The 19,887-nt window shown below is 39.3% G+C and carries 16 protein-coding genes; all 16 read right to left on the bottom strand.

Going from position 1 to position 19,887, the window contains the following annotated elements; genetic code table 11:
* Nucleotides 1-12: 12 nt before the first annotated feature.
* The gene (gene rfbD / locus AC3KZC_RS07670; RefSeq protein WP_490579504.1) at nucleotides 13-882 is read right to left on the bottom strand and encodes a dTDP-4-dehydrorhamnose reductase; all 870 of its coding nucleotides are present in this window, start codon (nucleotides 880-882) and stop codon (nucleotides 13-15) included.
* A 5-nt stretch (nucleotides 883-887) separates the two neighbouring features.
* On the bottom strand, nucleotides 888-1,433 hold the full coding sequence (gene rfbC / locus AC3KZC_RS07665) for a dTDP-4-dehydrorhamnose 3,5-epimerase (RefSeq protein WP_490579503.1): 546 nt from the start codon (nucleotides 1,431-1,433) through the stop codon (nucleotides 888-890).
* A 628-nt stretch (nucleotides 1,434-2,061) separates the two neighbouring features.
* Nucleotides 2,062-2,433, bottom strand: a complete 372-nt coding sequence (locus tag AC3KZC_RS07660; RefSeq protein WP_490579502.1) for a GxxExxY protein — start codon at nucleotides 2,431-2,433, stop codon at nucleotides 2,062-2,064.
* Between the two features lie 649 nt (nucleotides 2,434-3,082).
* The gene (locus AC3KZC_RS07655) at nucleotides 3,083-4,621 is read right to left on the bottom strand and encodes a mannose-1-phosphate guanylyltransferase/mannose-6-phosphate isomerase (protein WP_490579501.1); all 1,539 of its coding nucleotides are present in this window, start codon (nucleotides 4,619-4,621) and stop codon (nucleotides 3,083-3,085) included.
* Nucleotides 4,622-4,864: 243 nt separating this feature from the next.
* Nucleotides 4,865-5,596, bottom strand: a complete 732-nt coding sequence (locus AC3KZC_RS07650; RefSeq protein WP_490579500.1) for a WecB/TagA/CpsF family glycosyltransferase — start codon at nucleotides 5,594-5,596, stop codon at nucleotides 4,865-4,867.
* Nucleotides 5,593-6,825, bottom strand: a complete 1,233-nt coding sequence (locus AC3KZC_RS07645) for a YyaL domain-containing protein (RefSeq protein WP_490579499.1) — start codon at nucleotides 6,823-6,825, stop codon at nucleotides 5,593-5,595. Before AC3KZC_RS07645 ends, AC3KZC_RS07650 begins: the two co-directional genes overlap by 4 nt.
* Before the next feature lie 24 nt (nucleotides 6,826-6,849).
* Complete coding sequence (locus AC3KZC_RS07640) at nucleotides 6,850-9,039, bottom strand: bi-domain-containing oxidoreductase (protein WP_490579498.1); 2,190 nt, start codon at nucleotides 9,037-9,039, stop codon at nucleotides 6,850-6,852.
* On the bottom strand, nucleotides 9,040-10,347 hold the full coding sequence (locus AC3KZC_RS07635) for a phenylacetate--CoA ligase family protein (RefSeq protein ID WP_490579497.1): 1,308 nt from the start codon (nucleotides 10,345-10,347) through the stop codon (nucleotides 9,040-9,042).
* Between the two features lie 13 nt (nucleotides 10,348-10,360).
* A complete protein-coding gene (locus tag AC3KZC_RS07630) occupies nucleotides 10,361-11,479 on the bottom strand; it encodes a sugar-transfer associated ATP-grasp domain-containing protein (RefSeq protein ID WP_490579496.1) in 1,119 nt (372 codons plus the stop codon).
* Between the two features lie 3 nt (nucleotides 11,480-11,482).
* Entirely contained in the window at nucleotides 11,483-12,577 is a 1,095-nt protein-coding gene (locus AC3KZC_RS07625) for a glycosyltransferase family 4 protein (protein WP_490579495.1), read from the bottom strand.
* Entirely contained in the window at nucleotides 12,570-13,661 is a 1,092-nt protein-coding gene (locus AC3KZC_RS07620; protein ID WP_490579494.1) for a glycosyltransferase family 4 protein, read from the bottom strand. Before AC3KZC_RS07620 ends, AC3KZC_RS07625 begins: the two co-directional genes overlap by 8 nt.
* Entirely contained in the window at nucleotides 13,655-14,824 is a 1,170-nt protein-coding gene (locus tag AC3KZC_RS07615; RefSeq protein ID WP_490579493.1) for a hypothetical protein, read from the bottom strand. The genes AC3KZC_RS07620 and AC3KZC_RS07615 overlap by 7 nt, the downstream gene beginning before the upstream one ends.
* Nucleotides 14,825-15,961, bottom strand: a complete 1,137-nt coding sequence (locus AC3KZC_RS07610) for a hypothetical protein (RefSeq protein ID WP_490579492.1) — start codon at nucleotides 15,959-15,961, stop codon at nucleotides 14,825-14,827.
* A gap of 1 nt (nucleotide 15,962) precedes the next feature.
* Nucleotides 15,963-17,213 (bottom strand): UDP-N-acetyl-D-mannosamine dehydrogenase, encoded by a 1,251-nt coding sequence (wecC, locus tag AC3KZC_RS07605; RefSeq protein ID WP_490579491.1) that lies wholly within the window; start codon nucleotides 17,211-17,213, stop codon nucleotides 15,963-15,965.
* A 182-nt stretch (nucleotides 17,214-17,395) separates the two neighbouring features.
* Nucleotides 17,396-18,529: a non-hydrolyzing UDP-N-acetylglucosamine 2-epimerase gene (gene wecB, locus AC3KZC_RS07600; RefSeq protein WP_490579490.1), complete on the bottom strand. Its 1,134-nt coding sequence runs from the start codon at nucleotides 18,527-18,529 to the stop codon at nucleotides 17,396-17,398.
* A gap of 119 nt (nucleotides 18,530-18,648) precedes the next feature.
* Entirely contained in the window at nucleotides 18,649-19,581 is a 933-nt protein-coding gene (galU, locus tag AC3KZC_RS07595) for a UTP--glucose-1-phosphate uridylyltransferase GalU (RefSeq protein ID WP_490579489.1), read from the bottom strand.
* Nucleotides 19,582-19,887: the final 306 nt, after the last annotated feature.

Here is a 19,887-nt window from a genome sequence, read left to right as displayed (position 1 = left end):
ATCAACTGTGAATTACTGTGAATTTAACAACACAGTTAATGACTCTTGCCACGAAATTAAAGGATAGACAGCAGCAGATTCACTACTATCGAGTACAGAATAACAGGGCCGTATTGCAGCCGTGTGAAAGCCCACACTGGGTATTGCGTTAATAGGAATAAGGCGTGTTAACATGCCCGCTTTATTTGCAACCCATTGAATTTCAGATGCAAAATCAAACCATGATGCCTGCCCCACACCACTAAAGTGATAAATGGGTTGCCAATGATCTTGGGTTGTTAAACACCACAAAAATGAAGCAAGGCTCAAAGCTGAGGTAGGACTACCTACTTGATCGTTAACAATATCAAGCACTTGGCGCTCGTTCATTAGGGTTAACATCGTAGTCAGAAAGTTTTTACCCACCAAAGAATACAACCAAGAAGTACGCACCACAGAGCCAAAATCAGGGCAATCAGTCAGCACCGACACTTCACCAGCGCGCTTAGATGCACCATAGACATTAAGCGGTTTGGGTACATCGTGAACGGTATAAGGTGTTTGCTGCTCGCCACTAAACACATAATCGGTCGAAAGGTGAATCAAACGAATGCGCTGCTGCTGACATATTTTTGCCAAAAACGTAACTAAATCGGCATTAATTAAATAAGCACACTCAGGGTTTGATTCAGCCAAGTCAACAGCGGTGTAAGCAGCCGTATTGATAATCACCGCAGGGCTAAAACGATTTACCAGCGTAAGCAAGGTGCCTAATTGCAATACATCAAATTCATTTGAACCGACTGCAAGCACATCGACATTCGGGCCTTGTGTCGCTACAAGTGCTTGTGCCAACTGGCCATGTCGACCAATCACCATTACTTTTTTAAGCGGTGATGTCATCAAGGTCACACCGCTTTTGCATCTTTAAAAGGCAGTGCTGCATTATCTTTGAGTGAAAGCGTTGGCAATTCCCCATTTAACAGCGGCCAGTGAATGGCTAAGTCAGCGTCATTCCAGCTGATACTATGCTCGTATTGCGGTGCATAATAATCAGTGCATTTATAAATAATGTCAGCGCTTTGGCTTACCACATAAAAACCATGGGCAAACCCTGCAGGCACCCATAATTGGTGTTTATTTTCGGCATTTAAATAACAACCAAACCACTGGCCAAACGTGGTGCTATCGCGGCGTAAATCAACCACTACATCAAAGATTTCACCTTGAGTCACCCGAATGAGTTTGCCCTGCGCTTGCGTGGTTTGATAATGCAAACCGCGTAAAATACCTTGTTTTGATGAGCTATGGTTCTCTTGCACAAACTCAACGTCGGCCACTTCGCGCTTAAACCAATCCTCACGAAAGGTTTCCATAAAATAGCCACGTTCATCACCAAAGACCTGCGGCACAATGATTTTGACATCAGCAATCGCGCTTGCAATAACCTGCATGTAAACTCTCAATAAAAAAGGACAACAAAAATAGAGGCAACTAACGGCGCACAGAATAACATTGTTTGGAATAGACAAAAAACAAAAAGACACCCACAGGGTGTTAAAACCGAGGATTGCAGTGGATAAGCTTATTTTTACCACCGAGTACACCGAGCGCTGCGCACACCGAGAAAAACCAATCAATTAATCTTTTCTTTGTGGTCCTCCTAACCTCAGTGGTTAACCTTCTTTTTACCACAGAGTACACCGAGCGCTGCGCACACCGAGAAAAACCAACCAATTAATCTTTTCTCTATGGTCCTCTTAACCTCGGTGGTTAACCTTCTTTTTACCACAGAGTACACCGAGCGCTGCGCGCACAGAGAAGAAATTTATAAATGATTAATCTTTCCTCTGTGTTTCTCTGTGCCCTCAGTGGTTAGCCTTCTTTTTACCACAGAGTACACCGAGCGCTGCGCGCACAGAGAAGAAATTTATAAATGATTAATCTTTCCTCTGTGTTTCTCTGTGCCCTCAGTGGTTAGCCTTCTTTTCACCACAGAGCACACCGAGCGCTGCGCTCACCGAGAAAAGCCAACTAATTAATATTTTCTCTGTGTTTCTTTTAACCTCGGTGGTTAAGAAATCAGACACTTATTCGTTTAACACCATCAATCAGCCGAGTAACATTAAAGTTAATAAGCAAACCAGTTTTAATACCTGTTAACTTTAAGTACGTGATTAACTGTGCTGTATGTAGAGCTTGAAATTTCTCTACTGCCTTTAACTCAATGATTAACTGATCAGGTATTAAAATATCTAATCTATAGCCAGCATCAATGGTGATATTTTTATAATTGATCGGTAATGAAACTTGACCTTGTGCAACAATGCCAGCTTGATGTAATTCATATAGCAAACATGATTCATAGCTAGACTCGAGCAGACCAGGCCCCAATACTTTATGCACTTCAATAGCGCAACCAATTATTTTCTGAGTTAGAAAATCCTTTTCCATTTTTAGACCTCTTTATTTAGTACCTAAAGTAAAAATAAAGCATAGCTTGGTTTTTTGACTACCCTAAGCCCGTGGTTAGAATCGTTTCACCACCGAAAAACATAAAAAATCTTTTCTCTGTGCTTCTCTGTGCCCTCAGTGGTTAACCATTTTTTACCACCGAGTGCACCGAGGCTTCGCACACAGAGAAGAAATTTATAAATGATTAATCTTTCCTCTGTGTTTCTCTGTGCCCTCGGTGGTTAGCCTTTTTTTCACCACAGAGCACACCGAGCGCTGCGCTCACTGAGAAAAACTAACCAATTAATCTTTTTCTTTCCTCTGTGTTTCTCTGTGCCCTCGGTGGTTAACTTTCTTTTTTACCATTGAAAATTTCAGTGGTTAACCATTCTTTTTACCACCGAACACACCGAGGCTTCGCTTCACCGAGAAAGGCAAACCAATTAATCTTTTTCTTTCCTCTGTGTTTCTCTGTGCTCTCGGTGGTTAACTTTCTTTTTTACCGTTGAAAATTCAGTGGTTAACCATTCTTTTCACCACAGAGTACACCGAGCGCTGCGCTTCACCGAGAAAGGCAAACCAACTAATCTTTTTCTTTCCTCTGTGTTTCTCTGTGCCCTCGGTGGTTAACCTTCTTTTAAGCCAAAAATCACTTGCGGCCGTATCTGTCTTCAAAGCGCACTATGTCGTCTTCGCCTAAATACGAACCCGACTGCACTTCAATCAACTCAAGGTCAACCTTGCCAGGGTTTTCAAGCGCATGGATCACGCCAACCGGAATATACGTCGACTGGTTTTCAGTCAATAAAATATCTTTATCGCCATTGGTCACTTTGGCCGTGCCCGACACCACAATCCAATGCTCAGCGCGGTGGTGATGCATTTGAATCGACAGCTTTTCACCCGGCTTCACCGTAATACGCTTAACCTGAAAACGGCTACCGTTATCGATAGAATCATATTTACCCCAAGGGCGATACACTTCACGGTGAAACGTCACCTCTGGGCGCTGCTCGGCTTTGAGCTGATTAACAATCTCTTTTACCTGTTGCGATTTATCTTTATGCGCCACTAATACCGCATCTTTGGTATTAATAATCACTAAATCTTCAACACCCACCGTCGCAACCAGCTTATCTTCACCAAATACCAAGGTATTTTTAGTATCAAAGGCTTTTACATCACCTTTAAAGGCATTGCCGTTTTCGTCTTGCTCTGACACCTGCCAAAGCGCAGCAAAGCCGCCAACATCGTTCCAACCTGCGTCCATTGGCACAACCACCACATCATCGCTATCAGGCTTAGAGCTTACTTTAGAGCATAGCGGTTCCATTACCGCATAATCAATCGAATCATCAGGGCAAGCGATAAAGGCAGCTTTGTTGATCCGCACAAAATCATGGTCAATATCTTGATTTTCCATCGCAGCAACACAGGCATGATAAATATCAGGGCGATATTCTAATAATGCAGATAAATAACGGCTGGCTTTAAACATAAACATGCCGCTATTCCAATACCATTTATCTTCGCCTTGTGCGAGGGCGGCATTTTCAGCTAAATAACGCTCGGCCGTGGCTAAATTTGGTTTTTCAACAAAGCCCGCAACCGAAAACCCAGCGGCAGAGCCTGCCTTGGTACTAATCGCCTCGGTACAAATCGCCTCGGTACAAATCGCCTCGGTGCTAATCGTATCAGAGCTAAGCGCCGCGCCACGTTGAATATAGCCGTAACCCGTTTCTGGGTTTTTCGCCACAATACCAAAGGTAACTAATTTGCCTTGTGCAGCAAGTACCGATGCCTGATTAACCGATGCCACAAATGCCGCATTGTCTTCAATGACATGGTCGGCCGCGAGCACTAACAGCACGGCATCATCATTATTTTGCACTGCCTTTAATGCCGCAAGGGCAATAGCGGGTGCCGTGTTGCGCCCTACTGGCTCTAAAAAAATACCACTGTGGCCACAGCCTAATTGGCGCACTTGTTCAGCAGCAATAAATCGATGTTCTTCATTACAAATTAACATCGGCGCAGCATGGTTTAAGCCTTTTAAACGGGTAATGGTGTGTTGCAATAACGACAAACCATCGTCTTGAATGGTTAAAAATTGTTTAGGAAAATTGCCACGTGACAGCGGCCATAACCGAGTGCCACAGCCACCGGCCAAAATAATAGGAAGAAACATAATCATCACACCAAGCGCAAAGTGCAGTGATTATACCCGTAGGTGATGGCCTGCCAGCAAATCTTTTAAGGTGATTTACTGGCGAGTGCTCTTAAAGGGCCTGCCAACGAATTTTTTATCTCACCAACAAAGCGGCAAGATTTCATCTACCAAGCAAACAGGCTTGCACCTACAAAACAAACAGCCAACCAATAAAAAGGGAGACCTTTTGGGTCTCCCTTATAAAACGCGCTAATAAAGCAATTATTTTTTAAATTTTTCTTTTAATAACAACCACGCAAATTGGCTATTGGTCACTAGATAACGTTTCCACATCCGGCCGGGTTCTTGCAACACACGGTAAAACCACTCTAAACCGTATTTTTGCATCCAAAGCGGTGCACGGTTTACCTTACCTGCTACCACATCAAACGTGCCGCCTACGCCCATCACAAAATCAACACCTAGCTTATCTTGCCATTTATTAATAAAGTTTTCTTTTTTAGGCGAGGTAATGGCTACAAACAACAATTTTGCACCCGATTCACGAATCTTATTCACTACCGCTTCTTCATCCTGCCAAAAGTAACCATCGTTAAAACCCGCAATGGTTAAATTAGGGTAAAGCTGTTTTACTTTGTGTGCTGTTGTCGTTACTACATCTTCGGTTGCACCAAGTAAAAACACCGGAAATTCGCGCTTAGCGCTCATCTTTAGCAATTCATGAAACAAATCAACACCCGCTACGCGCTCAGGTACATCATGGCCTAAAAAGCGCGCACCAAAAACCACTCCCATGCCATCAATATTAATCACATCGCAAGCGTTAACCGACTCAGCCAATACAGGGTCTTTTTGCATGTTGACAATTTTGGCTACATTGACCACCACATGCTGTAAAAACTCACCTTTATTAACTCTGTTTTCAATAAAAGAGACTGTTTCTGACATGGTCGCAATATCCATTGGCGACTTTAAAAATTCAATACGTTTCATGAGTGAGTTAAATCCGTAGTGGGGTAAGTTGGCTGTGCCTGTTTATCTGCTATTACAGCTAATTCGTTAGTGTTTAATTTACAGCGATTAAAATAAGCAAACGAGTAATAAACCCATGCTTGTGTCCAGCGAACATAATTAATTTTATTACTAAAGTGCTTATTTTTTTGATAAATAAACCGTTGTTGCTTAGGCAAATACAAGGTTTCAATTGAACGCGTTATTACTTTTTCGGCCATGTCAAAATCAGCTTGAGTTTTACCCACTTTAAGCAAAGTAAAAATCGCCTGCGACACACTGTGCATATCAAGCGGATAACGGTTGTTATTGTAATATTTAGCCGTACCATCTTGCTCAAATAAATGGGTTTTGTAATACGCTAGCCCCTTTGCAATCGACTCTTCAAATTCATCGGTTGCAAGTGCATCACTTAAAACGCGCAGCGCTTCTAAGTTATAACCAGTATGAAAACCATCAATAAATTGATGATGATGGCGCGCACCATACACCCAAGACCCATCAGCGCCTTGCTCCGAAACCGACTGGCGCGCCGCATTAAGCGCAAGTTGTTTATAGGCTTGATTGTCAGTCAGTGCAGCAACCTGTGCCACCCATGCCGCACCCCATAAACTGGCATTATGCACAAAGGCTGTTTCACCCGGAATATACGCAAAAAATTGGCGACCATCTAACTCGCTATACAGTGTTTTTACAATAAAATGTGCGCTATCAAGTGCAGGTTCGCGGTACTTATTGTCCCCCGTGACTTCACTGAGTGCATACAACGCCTGCGCAACATAAATTGTGGTAATGACATTGGGTTTGCCTTTTGGCACAAAAAACGCACGGGCATTCCAATCAAAATGGTAACCCCAACAACTATGCTGCGACTGTGCTTTATCACTTTGCTCTGTAAGCAACCAATCGGCCAGTTTTATTGCCTCTTGCAAATAGTCGGCTTGGCCTGTGGCTTTGTAATCTTCAAGCAAGCCTAAAATAAATAAGCCAATCCCTTTGGGATTACGCATTTTAGGAATGCCAAACAAGGGGCGTAAGTTAATGGCTAAACGTTTATGAAGTTGGATCCACGCCAAACCAAACACGCCTTTTTTTAAACTCGGCGCTAACTTAAATAGCGCACTGTTTAAGCCATCAAACGGGTCTTGGCCTGCATAATCATTTTTTTGCGCATCTTTTAACAGCGCTGGGTTAATTTGCTCTATGTTCATAATGTTAAAGCGGGTGTTACCCCGCTATTCTTGCTCAAGAATGGATAAATCAACGTTCAGTGTCGTGCCCAAAGCTAATGACTCAACCGCCAAAATAGTGGCTAAGCTGTTACTCATTAAACAGTCATAACTCACGCAAGGTACGCCCGATGTTAAACCCGCTAACCAGGCGTTTAACATGGCTTTTTGGCCTTTATCTTGCGCCATTTGCTTTTTGATTTCTTGCTTTGCATCACCCGAATATAAAACAGCTTCTTTAAAATCATTGATCACAGCACTACGGCCGCCACCAAAAACTTCAACATATTCTTTTTGCATGGCTTTTGAGCCATCTGCGGTGTAAACAATGGTCGCAATACTGCCACTTTCAAACGTTAAGCTAATCACCACATTATCATTAAGAACCGCCGATTTATTCGCTTTTGCAGTACCAATTGCCGTCACTGTTTTCGGATTACTGCCAACAAGTGCAGAAGCTAAATCAACAAAGTGACAACCTTCACCAATCACGCGGCCACCACCCGTTTTTACATCTTGAATCCAATGATCGGCAGGAATGCTACCAGAGTTAACACGAATATTAACCACTAAAGGCGCTTGCACGCCTGCAAAATGGGCAATTACATCTTGTGTTGATGGAGCAAAACGGCGGTTAAAACCAACCATGACTTGGCTAGAATTCGTGTCACCATTATTTGCTAATTTTGCCTGTTGAATTTGCGACAGCTCTTCAACGGTCAGTGCAATCGGTTTTTCAACATACACATGTTTGTTAGCATTAATGGCAGCAACAACCGATGATGCATGGGTATCATGGCGCGTTGTTACCATAATTGCGTCGGTATCTTCGGTTAAAATTTCATTAAATTCAGCAGCACAAAATGCAAAACCAAATTGCTTTGCGACACCTTGCGCCGTACGGCCACTGGCTGTTACTAAACCTCTAAATTCAACATTTTGTTTATCAGCCAACGGGGGTAATAAGCTAGCGGTTGCGTAATTACCCGCACCAAAAAATGAAATACCCAATTTGTTTTTACTGATTGCTTTGGTGCTCGTCGCAATACGTGACGCTTTATTTAACACATCAGTATCAGCAGCATACTGCATTACTATGCCTAAATAAGGTTCCGTTTTAGCGCCTTCAATTAACTGATATGCCTCAGCTGCTTGATCAACCATAAAACGATGAGTAATGAGTGACTTAACATCAACCTTGCCTTGGCCCACTAACTCTAAAAAGGTTTGCATATTACGCTGCTCTGTAAAACGCACATAACCAAGTGGATAGTCGTTACCATTTTCTTCATAAAACGGATCATAACGCCCCGGCCCATACGAGCGAGAAATCACCACACTAATTTCTTTTTTGAAGTAATCTTCACGTGGAATATCCATACGCACCGCGCCAACCACAACAACACGGCCTTTTTCACGAGTGACAGCGCCACATAATTCAATGGGCTGATTACTTGATGTACCCGCGCACACTAACACACCATCAACACCGTGGCCTGCGGTTAATTCTTTACACAGCGACTCTACATTAGTGCCAGGGCCTGCACCAATAGCGCCAAACCCTTCGGCTTGTTTAACTAAGCTCGCATCTAAATCGGTGGCAATCACATTACAGCCATTAGCACGCAGCAATTGCACAGCAATTTGGCCTAATAAACCTAAACCCAATACTAAAAAGGTTTCACCTAATTTTGGTTCAGCTAAACGCACACCTTGCATCGCAATAGACCCAACGGTAGTAAATGCCGCTTCTTCGTCCGTCACATTGTCAGGTATTTTAACCACAAGGTTTTTAGGAATAGTGACAAATTCAGCATGGTTAGCATAATCAGCACCCCCACAGGCAACACGGTCACCCGGCTGAATGCCTTCAACTAAACCACCGGCAGCCACCACAACACCTGCGCAGCTATACCCTAATGGCGATGGCGAATCTAAACGCGACTTTACCGTTTGCAGGGTTTTCTTTAACCCTTCAGTTTGAATTTTTTGTAATACTTGTTTAACTAAATCGGGGCGCGCTTTGGCTTTTTGCAATAAATTCTTTTTACCCATATCAATTTTAGTTTTTTCAGTACCCGCACTAATCACCGACGCCGTATTACGCACTAATACAAATGCATCGGTTAATGTCGGAACTGGTACTTCATTTACTTCAACTACACCTGTGCGTAGCGTTTGGGTCACTTGTTTCATTTATTTGCCTTTTACAATCAATGGGACTTTACCCGCTTTAGTTTTAAACGGTTGTGTCACAATTTTAAAATTAATGTCCATTTCAATTCCAACGCTGTCAAATAATTCATCACAACGCAAAGCTGAGTTTTGGGATGTCACAAATACGGTAAGTTGCCCAGGGGTTAATTGCTCAACTTGGATAAAATCGGCGTATTCAAAAATCTGATGATGACGGCCAAAAATAAGGGCTGTCAGTGAAATATTTCGACCATTTTTATCGGTTACAAACTCACCAATGCGGCCTTGTGAAATTTTAAACGACTCTAACAACCCATTTTTATAGCTAACAGGTTCAATAATATCGCCAGTATCGTAGCGAATAAGCGGCCCAATAGAATTATGAATCGTTGTACCTACTAAGTGCTGCTGCCCATCAATCTCTACCGCCTCGGTAAACCCATAAGATTGAAATGGATAATACACATAAGGCTCACCTCTTTCAGGTGCAAGAACCGCCATTTCAGTGTGCCCATACCAAGAAACGGTTGGGATAGCTAAAACCGATTCAATGTAATCTCTATAAATCGGCGCGGGATATTCAGAGCCAAAAAATACGCCTTTTAAATTCGTTTTAAGCTCGGCTAATAAGTCAGGGTCAACCTGCGACAATTGTTTAATAAACTCATAAATAGCGCTCGGGTAACCATGTAAATACTCAATTTTATATTTTTTAAGTGTTTTTTTAAGTGCAGCAACAACTAATAAAAAGTCGCAATAAGCATTTACCTGAAATTCGTTATGAATAAAATTATAATTTAAAGGTTTAGTCCCTAAGTTCATACCCCGTAAAGTTAACTTAAGCAATGAAGTCTTATAGCCTAATGTTTCCCAAATAGTATGCATGTGCGCCCATTCCCGTGCATGGGCTTGTTTATCCATTAACAACTTAAGCGGTTGGCCAGAAGTACCACCTGTATTGGTGATAATCCCTTTTGAAACATCAACTACTCGCGATTCAAATTCATACTTTTGTAAGTCTGCTTTAGTTAATATAGGAACTTTATCTAAGTCACTAAAACAAGTTAACTGTTCTAGATTAAAACTTTTTTGTTTATAAAAATCAGCATAAAAGGGTATATGGACAATTGAATAACTAATCAGATTCTTGATTAAATTAAAAATGGAAACTTCACTGTAATCATTGCTGATATCACGCTTAAAATAAGCATAACTTTTACCAAGGCGATATTTAAAATCAATAAATGCAAGCTGACTTCCCAAATATGGTGGCACATAATTTATTAACTTTTTTATTTCTTGCTTCATTACAAACTCAGATTTAGTTGTTTTTAGCTACAATATCATCTTGAAAAAAATGAATCATCCCACCAACTCCTGATTGAGAATGATCAATTCCAAACATTGTGTTAGCTTCTATTACTAATGGGCCATTATCTGTTAAAGCAATATCCCACCCGATTAAGTTTTGCAACAGCATTTGCTCAGCAAAATTAACTATTTGACTACTCACATCGTGCCAATTTTCAATTAACAATTCAGTAAATTTAAATCCTGTGTCAGGATGCTGAAATATTTTTTCAGCACCATATTCATAGCCAGCATAATCACGAATTGGTTTACCTGTTTTTAAATCAATGCCAATTAATAACCCACCTTGACTACCATTATCAACTTCTCGGCCACCAGTGCCCATTCTTAGAGTTACGGCAACTAATTCTACGTTACCGTTTAGACTGCGTTTTGTAACAGCCCTCAAGGTATTGACACTTTTACTATAAATATTATTTAAATAGTTTGATTGCATTACTTGCTTTTCGATTACAAAGTCGCCTTTCAAATCATATAAATCGGATAGTGCAAGTATTTTTTCATTCAGCATAAAATTAGTATCAAATTTTTTTGCTACCAAAATACCAACCCCACCTTTACCATCAACCGGCTTGATAAAAATTTTCTGTTCCGTTATTTTCTTTAATATTAATTCAAATGACTCATTACTAAGTGTGCGGCCATTTGAATCAAAAACTTGGTCACCTTTTTTTATCGCTATCATTTCTGTGGTGGGTAAACACATACCTTTGAAAACATAATAAGAAAGAATTTTATTTTCTAATGCGCCTCTAGCCTGCTTAACATCATCAAAAATTGGATAAATTAGATTATAAAAATAGTAGCCTGGGATATAGGCCTTCATTTCATCTAAACTTAAATTGCAATCACTCCTGTAAAAATCATGAGTATAATACTGCATTGGTACGCAACCCCAATACTCTTTTAAAGCGACTAGCTCATCAGCCATTTGCTTTGCACTTTTTTTACTCTGGCATTTTTTATAGCGCGCCATATTAAATTTATGGCGAAAATTAAAAAGCGTGTAATAAACCCAGCGCAATCTGTCAAAAAAGTAATGCTTCAACCCCATGTTATTCTTATACATAACCTATCCCTTTATAATATCTTTAAAAATATTTAATACGCGATGTTCAAAATGCTCTAGTGTATATAAACGGTTAAACTCATTAATAGACACGGCACTGTTTTTAGTTAGCAATTCTTTATCATTGAATAACATTGTGAGCTGTAAAATTAGATTATCAACATTCAAAGGCTTAATAATAAAACCTGACGCTAAGTTTTCGAGTATATCAGGTATACCACCTTGTTCAGTTGATACAAGTGTGCAACCAGCAGACATAGCCTCTAAAAGCACTAATGGAAATGCATCATTATGTGTTGGGTGTACAAAAACATCTATTTTATTTAATAGTTTACGCTTTTCGATATCATCGACCTTGCCATGATACTTGATTGTATTTTTTAAATTAGGGTAGCGTTCTAAAATATTATTATAATCACTTTCTGAAAAAACATTACTAAAGGGGCCTGCCAAATTAACTTCAACTGTTAAGCCTTGATCTATTAATTTCCCCATTGCCTCTAAATATAAATCCACCCCTTTCATCTTTGATAAGTTTGATAAAAATAAAAATCTAACTGTATCTCTAATCGGTTCTTTTATTTTATTATCATGACACGAAGCTATGCCATTTTCACAAATATACACTTTTGCATTTTCTTTTACGTGCTTGATATCTTCAGCTAAACGTTTTGAAATACAAATAATCGATTCATTCTTAAAAACAAAACGATACAGTTTACTGGTAAAGTTAGATTGCACATTTGCAATCCCTTTTCCATGAAGGTGATAGACTATTTTTCGTCGAAATAATTTTAATATAATAACAATTAAAACATCACGGTAGAAAGCAGAACCTAACGGTGAAATAGTGAAATAAACTAAATTTGGACGAAAAAAAACAAGTTCCTTGAATAAAGAAAGCAAGATTAAAAACAAACGGTAGAGCTTTATTACTCCACCATTTTGCATCTCTTCAATCGATTTACTGTAATTGAGTGGAATAATGCGAGTAATAAATTCATTTTGAATGGGATTGCTTTCTATCAAGATCTTATTACACTGAGTAACTCCATGTATAGGAGGAGGTAACTGCGCTAAATATAATATTTTATTCATTGTTCTTAGTACTTTCTACAGCTAAAATAATGCCCTTTGCAGCATTTGAGAAATTATATGGCTTAACTTTTTCTAAACAAGATTTGGACATCTTATTCCAAGTATTACTATCATTTAAGATTCTAGTAATTTCCCTTACCCAAAGATCAACATCAGTATTAAGTATAAGTGCATTATCACCGTGAATCAGTAATTCATCAGCCGCACCGACCTCTTTGCATGATATTGTTGGAGTTCCTGCAGCACATGCTTCGTTTGCAACTACACCCCATGCATCATTAATAGATGGAAATAAGAAAACTTTTGCACTCGAATATAATTCAGGTAACTCTGATTGACCTACAAAACCAGTAAATAGATAATCTACATTAGCTTTATCAAGTTTATCTAAAAAGCTTTGCTTTTCCGGACCATCACCAACAATTAATACTTTTATATTTTCATTAAGTTTTTTCAACTCTAAAATTACATCTTTTTGAAAGTCAATCATCTTTTCATGGCAGATTCTTCCACACAAAATCAAATCAAACTTTCTATTTTCTAGAACATTTTTTATTTGAAAATAGTTTTCATTATTTATACATAAGTGTGACTGAAAGCATTGCTTGGAGTCTACGCCATAACTCTGAAAAAGTTGAAGTGACTTCTGACTTGCCCCAATGCAAGCATCAGAAGTAGAGTATATTAACTTCCTTAAAATCTTATGTATAAATGTTAATCTTTTCTCAAAGTTAATATGTGCATCTGTAAACGATATTACTTTTTTCCCTGCTAATTTAGCCCATACATATGCGGTTAGCATTGGTAAAGAAAATCCCGATAAAATTACCACGTCAAAATCACGTTTTCTTAATACATTTAAAATATTAGAACCTAAATATACATCCCTATTACCAAACTTAAACTGCCTAGATTTTAAGACTGTAAACTTATATTCGCCTCTTTCAAACTTCCATTTCCTATTCGACTCAATATCAGAACAATAGATGATTTCGTAATTTAAACTATCATCTTTATAAACTAACTCATGTACTTTTTCACGATAAGGTGCTGGTATATTTGTAATCAAAACACAATTTAACAAAATTTTAATTCCTTAACTTTATAAAACTTCAATACTAACCAATAAGATAATGAAAGCAGAAACTCAAAAAGTATCATAATGGCAATCAGCTTTTCTAATTTAAGATCCATCCTAAGCAGAAATATAACCAACAAGAAAGTTGTAGGTACTAATAAAGTACAAATAACAAATTCTTTATCTTGCTTTGCTAATAACAGTAATGAATCAGATGCAGCAAAACTTAAAACTGCTAAAACCCCAAAACCCATTAATTGAACAATCTCTACTTTATCTTTTGTATTAAATAAAAGAGAAGAAATTTCAACACTTAAGCTAAAGCAAATAGCGATAGATAACAAACTAATAAAAGTACAAAAAACATTGATTTTTTTTACCACACTAGGTTCTCTAATCCTAGTATAAAAAATTTGGACCAACATACGTTTACACGCGACTAAAAATAGAAATATCTTCATAAACATAAGTAAAATAACAAAATCATCGTTACTAAATTTATCATTTAACATATTGATGAAACCATAGCGCTGGAGGCCTATAAACAAACCAGCAATACCAATACTAAATGCAGAAATATAAATTTTATAAAACAACTTGCTTGGTTTAAAGAATAAGGGTGATTTTGTATTAACTGAAACTAAAAATGATGCGATAAAATAAAAAATTAACGTTACAAATATATATATTTCAACATTAAAAAATTTATATTGCATTAGGGGAAATATAACTATAATAGGCATGGAGACGCGAACAAATGACACAAATGATGCATGCAACGGCCGACCAATTGCATAAAGTAAATAATCATAATTCAGTGCTAAAAGAGGTGATATAAGCAGAGCAAACCATAACATCGGCCTTGTGTCTGTAAATAGAATGCCAATGCCACCAATCAATGAAAAAATTAATGATATTGTGAACTTTGCGCGCTGTGTGTTTTTTAATATGGGTTGCCAATTATCAGCATTGGCAATATCTCGAGTAGCTGTAACACTTAAGCCAAACCCTAACCAACCAATAATCAACATTAAATTTGTATCAAAAAGCCCGATCATTGCCACTGAGTCTGGAGACAGATAACGACTCAATATAGGATAAATTGCTACACTAATTAACTGACCGATACTTGTTAACAATATGATTAATAGTAAGTTCTTTTTCAACACTTAATTATTACCACTCTTAATGACTGAAGCCCTATTCACAAGGGTTACACACGAGAGCATTACCCAAAATGTTAAAAATACAAATAGGTCGCCTGTTAAACCTAAGCTTAACATCGAAATGAGTAAGACAATTATCAGCTCACCTCTACCCTTAACCACTTTAAGCAGAAAATATAATGTAAGGCACATAAAGAAAAAACCTTGATATATGACAGAAAATAAATACTGATTATGAGTAGTATAACTCTCATCACTTAACCAAAATAAACTATTCCCTAGCAAATCTTCATTGTAACCTAGTAGCAATGTAATAATATTAAGTTGGGAAAGGTACTCATGAACCATTATATTCCATATCACAAGTCGACCAGCCGTAATCGCCACGGTATCATGTGAGTATTCAAAACCAGCTATCATAAACATGAAAACAGACAAGAATAAAAATAAAAAAAGTATAACTTTATAGTTGATTTTATTATAAAAACCCACTGGTATAACTGAATATGCCATACAAAAAACAATAAACCCCTTAAGTCCTAAAGAAAAAGAAAGAATAAAAGGCACAAGTAACCTACCAATTATAAATTTGTAATTAACAGTAAAATATATGACCAAAGGTATTAAACATAGAGCTGTATCATAAGGGTGATAAAAATATCCACTAGGCCTTTCACCAAGGTCAATTTCACCAAACATGCTAGCTCCCGCTGTGTTTACAAAACTAATAGCCCCAATACTATTTGGTAAAATATTTAGCTTTTGTAAAATCACAATTATCGCCACAAGAATTAAGTATAGAATTAAAAGCCTTACCAAAAAAAGTATAGACTTATGATCAATAGAATCTAACGAAACGATAAACTTTCTCAATATCAAAGGACCTAGAAGCACTATCAAAAATGGTTTAAAGCCATAAACACCAGTAATTATTACCTTTATAGAAACAACTATAAAAGTTGAGATTAATAATAGTGTTAAGAACTTATCTTTAAAACACGCCCAAATTGCAAGTAAAGCAATTAGAAGCGCTATTATAAGATTCAATTTAACACCTAAAATATTTGATATTTGCATTATTGGAAAATACGATATTACTAAATATATATATAACTTATTTTCATTAACTACATAGTTCACGCTACACAATCCCGCGCGTATCGATAATTACTTTCTTGGCAAACTGGCTTTTATCTGCTGCTTTAAACTGTTTGTGATCAACCAACACAACAATCACATTGGCTTTTTCAAGTGCGGCTTCAAGCGTGATTAACTCTACATTTTTGTCGGCTAGTTTTTTTGGTAACGCTTTAATGTTGGGTTCTACGGCTAATACCTCAGCAATGCCTAAGCCTGCAAGGTGTTCAACAATTTGTAGCGCTGGGCTTTCGCGTAAATCATCAATGTCGGCTTTAAAAGCTAGGCCTAAACAGGCGATGACTGGCTTTTTAAATTGGTCGGCCGCTTGGGTGATTTGGTCGATAACGTAGTACGGTTTGGCATCGTTGGTTAAACGGGCTTGGCGAATAATTTTTGCTTCGTCTGGGCAGCTATCAACAATAAACCATGGGTCTACTGCAATACAGTGGCCGCCAACCCCAGGGCCTGGGTTTAAAATGTTTACGCGCGGGTGGCGGTTAGCCAATTTAACCAACTCCCATACGTTGATTTTTAGTTTGTCACAAATAACCGACAACTCATTGGCAAAGGCAATATTGACATCGCGAAAGCTGTTTTCGGTCAGTTTGGCCATTTCAGCAGTGCGGGCGTTGGTGACAATGCATTCGCCGCGTACAAAGGTTTCGTATAATTCAACCGCGCGCGCGCTACAGGCTTTGCTCATGCCACCAATAACACGGTCGTTTGAGACTAGCTCTTGTAATACATAACCTGGCAATACACGCTCTGGGCAATGCGCTACTTTAATGTCGGCGGCGTCGCCTTGGTCTTGCGGGAATGTTAAATCTGGGCGTGCGGCACTAAGCCATTTAGCTAGTTGCTCGGTTGCACCCACCGGTGAGGTACTTTCTAAAATAACCAAGTTGCCTTTTTCAAGCATTGGGGCAATAGCATTGGCTGCCGATTCGATATAGCTTAAATCGGCTTTATGGTCGCCGGTTTCGCTATGAATAAATGGTGTTGGTACGGCAACCATAAATACATCGGCTTTTTCAGCTACAGTTGTGGCACGTAAATTACCAGTGGTGACTACGCCACGCACTACGATGTCTAAATCGGGCTCAACAATGTGAATACGGCCTTCGTTAATGGTGTCTACTGCGTGTTGGTTTACATCTACCCCAACCACTTCCATACCACGTGAGGCGATTACCGCTGCGGTCGGTAAACCAATGTAACCTAAACCAATGACCGATACTTTTTTAATTGTCATGTTATTTCCTTAAATTTTTAATTCACCCCAAGGCTGGTGTTTAGCCAAGGGCTTGCTGAATAAATACGGTTTCGTGCTAAATTTTTTGTTTATATTTCAATGTGCAAAGCAATACCCACCGATGCACGCTAATGCACGCTAATGCACGCTAATGCGCCGCATTGGGGGGCATGGCTGCTTTTTTAGCTCGAAAAATGCTGTTTAATTTTGCTGATAATACGCGCGCACGCCAAGCCATCCCCATACGGGTTATGGGCGCGGCTCATGGCTTCGTAATCATCTGGGTTAGTTAATAAGTTATGTACTTCGCTGACAATGCGCTCTTTGTCGGTGCCGACTAATTTTACCGTGCCTGCGGCCACTGCTTCTGGGCGCTCTGTGGTATCGCGCATCACTAATACAGGTTTACCCAGGCTTGGCGCTTCTTCTTGTACGCCGCCCGAATCAGTGACAATAATGTGCGCTTGGTTCATTAAATACACAAATGGCAAGTATTCTTGTGGTTCAATTAAATGCACGTTGTTTACACCATTTAAAATACGGTTGACTGGTTCGCGTACATTGGGGTTTAAATGCATTGGGTATAAAATTTGTGCTTCTGGGTGCGCGGTGGCAATGTCGGCCAGCGCTTCACAAATACGCTCAAACCCACCACCAAAACTTTCGCGGCGATGACCAGTGACTAAAATTAGCTTTTTGCTTTCATCAAGCTCAGGAAATTTAGCCTTAAGAGTGCTAATTAGTGCTTCATCGTTTTGCACTTTATCAACCACTTGCAGTAAGGCATCAATCACGGTATTGCCCGTCACTACAATGTCGGCCTCGTTAACGGCTTCGTTTAATAAGTTTTGTTTTGAGGTATCGGTTGGCGCAAAGTGTAATTTAGTAATGGCACCTGTTAATTTACGATTACCCTCTTCTGGCCATGGCGAACTTAAGTTACCGGTGCGCAGGCCTGCTTCTACGTGCCCGACTGGAATTTGCTGATAAAAAGCCGCAAGGCTTGCTGATAACGTAGTGCTGGTATCGCCATGCACTAATACAATGTGCGGTTGAAACTCTTCTAAAACTGGCTTTAAGCCTTGCAAAATATTAGTAGTAACATCGTACAGGTTTTGCCCAGGTTTCATGATGTTTAGGTCGTATTCAGGCACGATATTAAATAAATCAAGAACTTGGTCGAGCATTTCACGGTGCTGCGCCGTAACACATACTTTAGCGTCTATGCCCTCGGCATCTTTTAATGCTTTAACCAGTGGCGCCATTTTAATTGCTTCTGGGCGAGTGCCAAATACACTTAATACTTTAATAGTCATGAGTTACCTGTTTAATCCTTTCGTTATTCTGTTAAATCCAATATTTAAAAAACATTTGATTCGTTTTAAAACCACGTTGCGGTATATGCAGGCTTGCACCTACCAAACACGCCGAATTTTTATGCGTTATTGGTTTGTTTGCTAATTGCTTTGGCGTTTTCAATTGCTAACAAGCTGTGTAATGCGGCTTTAAATTGCTCGCCCAAATTATCGCATTGCATGGCGTATTCTACATTGGCCATCATGTAACCGAGTTTTGAGCCGCAATCGTGTGATTTACCTTTAAGGTGGTACGCTTCTATGGTTTCAAGAATGCGCAATTGGTGCAGTGCATCGGTCAGTTGAATTTCGCCGCCAGCACCTGGTGGGGTAAATTCAAGTAAATCCCAAATTGCACTTGATAATACATAACGGCCAGTAATGGCAAAGTTGCTTGGTGCTTCGTCTATGGCTGGTTTTTCTACCATATCGTGTACAACTGCGTTGCCACCCGCTGCAATGGCTGCGCCTTTTAAATCGACTACGCCGTATTGGTTTACTAGCTCGTGCGGCACAGGCTCAACCATTATTTGGTTAAAGCCGGTTTCTTCAAAGCGTTTGATCATTTGGCTTAGGTTATCGACCTTGTGGTTTGATTTGTATTTATCAATGATCACGTCGGGTAGCAACACTACAAATGGGTTGTCGCCTATAATTGGGCGCGCGGCAAGCACTGCGTGGCCTAAACCCAGCGGGGCTGATTGGCGCACCGAAATAATGGTTACGTCTTTTGGTACAATTGAGCGTACTTCGTCAAGCAAGCTGCGTTTTACGCGGGCTTCTAACGTGGCTTCTAGTTCAAAGCTGGTATCAAAATGGTTTTCGATTGAGTTTTTTGACGCGTGGGTGACTAAAATAATTTCTTTAATGCCTGCGGCAACGGCTTCGTTTACTACGTATTGAATAAGTGGTTTATCAACAAGAGGGAGCATTTCTTTTGGTGTTGCTTTAGTGGCTGGCAACATGCGCGTGCCTAAACCTGCGACGGGAAGTACTGCTTTTTGAACTTTCATACATCTACCTGTTGTTTATAAAATAGCAAAAATACAGGAAGCGCATTACTTGGGGTAACGAACGTCCTTATTCTTTTTGTCATACTGCAAACGAAACGATAATTAAGCTTACCTGCCCAATTTCGAGCAGGAATTCTACGCAAATCATGCATAAACAGCAACAACAATCTTAATGAATAAGTATGGTTTTTTTATTACAAAAAAGTATCACAAATATTTTTTTAGGCTTTTAAGTTCTATTTGTTTGTATTTATTCTAAAAAATTTGGCTTTTAACCTACGTTGACTCTTTGTTTACCAAAGGTGA

The organism is Pseudoalteromonas sp. J2K-J031 (assembly GCF_058197095.2).
Note: the sequence above shows the minus strand (reverse complement) of the source record. Positions and strands in the feature narration are given on the sequence as shown.

What these genes read in the sequence shown, in the direction of transcription:
- rfbD (WP_490579504.1), bottom strand. Translation starts at nt 882, where the DNA reads ATGACATCACCGCTTAAAAAAGTAATGGTGATTGGTCGACATGGCCAG.
- rfbC (WP_490579503.1), bottom strand. Translation starts at nt 1,433, where the DNA reads ATGCAGGTTATTGCAAGCGCGATTGCTGATGTCAAAATCATTGTGCCG.
- AC3KZC_RS07660 (WP_490579502.1), bottom strand. Translation starts at nt 2,433, where the DNA reads ATGGAAAAGGATTTTCTAACTCAGAAAATAATTGGTTGCGCTATTGAA.
- AC3KZC_RS07655 (WP_490579501.1), bottom strand. Translation starts at nt 4,621, where the DNA reads ATGTTTCTTCCTATTATTTTGGCCGGTGGCTGTGGCACTCGGTTATGG.
- AC3KZC_RS07650 (WP_490579500.1), bottom strand. Translation starts at nt 5,596, where the DNA reads ATGAAACGTATTGAATTTTTAAAGTCGCCAATGGATATTGCGACCATG.
- AC3KZC_RS07645 (WP_490579499.1), bottom strand. Translation starts at nt 6,825, where the DNA reads ATGAACATAGAGCAAATTAACCCAGCGCTGTTAAAAGATGCGCAAAAA.
- AC3KZC_RS07640 (WP_490579498.1), bottom strand. Translation starts at nt 9,039, where the DNA reads ATGAAACAAGTGACCCAAACGCTACGCACAGGTGTAGTTGAAGTAAAT.
- AC3KZC_RS07635 (WP_490579497.1), bottom strand. Translation starts at nt 10,347, where the DNA reads ATGAAGCAAGAAATAAAAAAGTTAATAAATTATGTGCCACCATATTTG.
- AC3KZC_RS07630 (WP_490579496.1), bottom strand. Translation starts at nt 11,479, where the DNA reads ATGTATAAGAATAACATGGGGTTGAAGCATTACTTTTTTGACAGATTG.
- AC3KZC_RS07625 (WP_490579495.1), bottom strand. Translation starts at nt 12,577, where the DNA reads ATGAATAAAATATTATATTTAGCGCAGTTACCTCCTCCTATACATGGA.
- wecC (WP_490579491.1), bottom strand. Translation starts at nt 17,213, where the DNA reads ATGACAATTAAAAAAGTATCGGTCATTGGTTTAGGTTACATTGGTTTA.
- wecB (WP_490579490.1), bottom strand. Translation starts at nt 18,529, where the DNA reads ATGACTATTAAAGTATTAAGTGTATTTGGCACTCGCCCAGAAGCAATT.
- galU (WP_490579489.1), bottom strand. Translation starts at nt 19,581, where the DNA reads ATGAAAGTTCAAAAAGCAGTACTTCCCGTCGCAGGTTTAGGCACGCGC.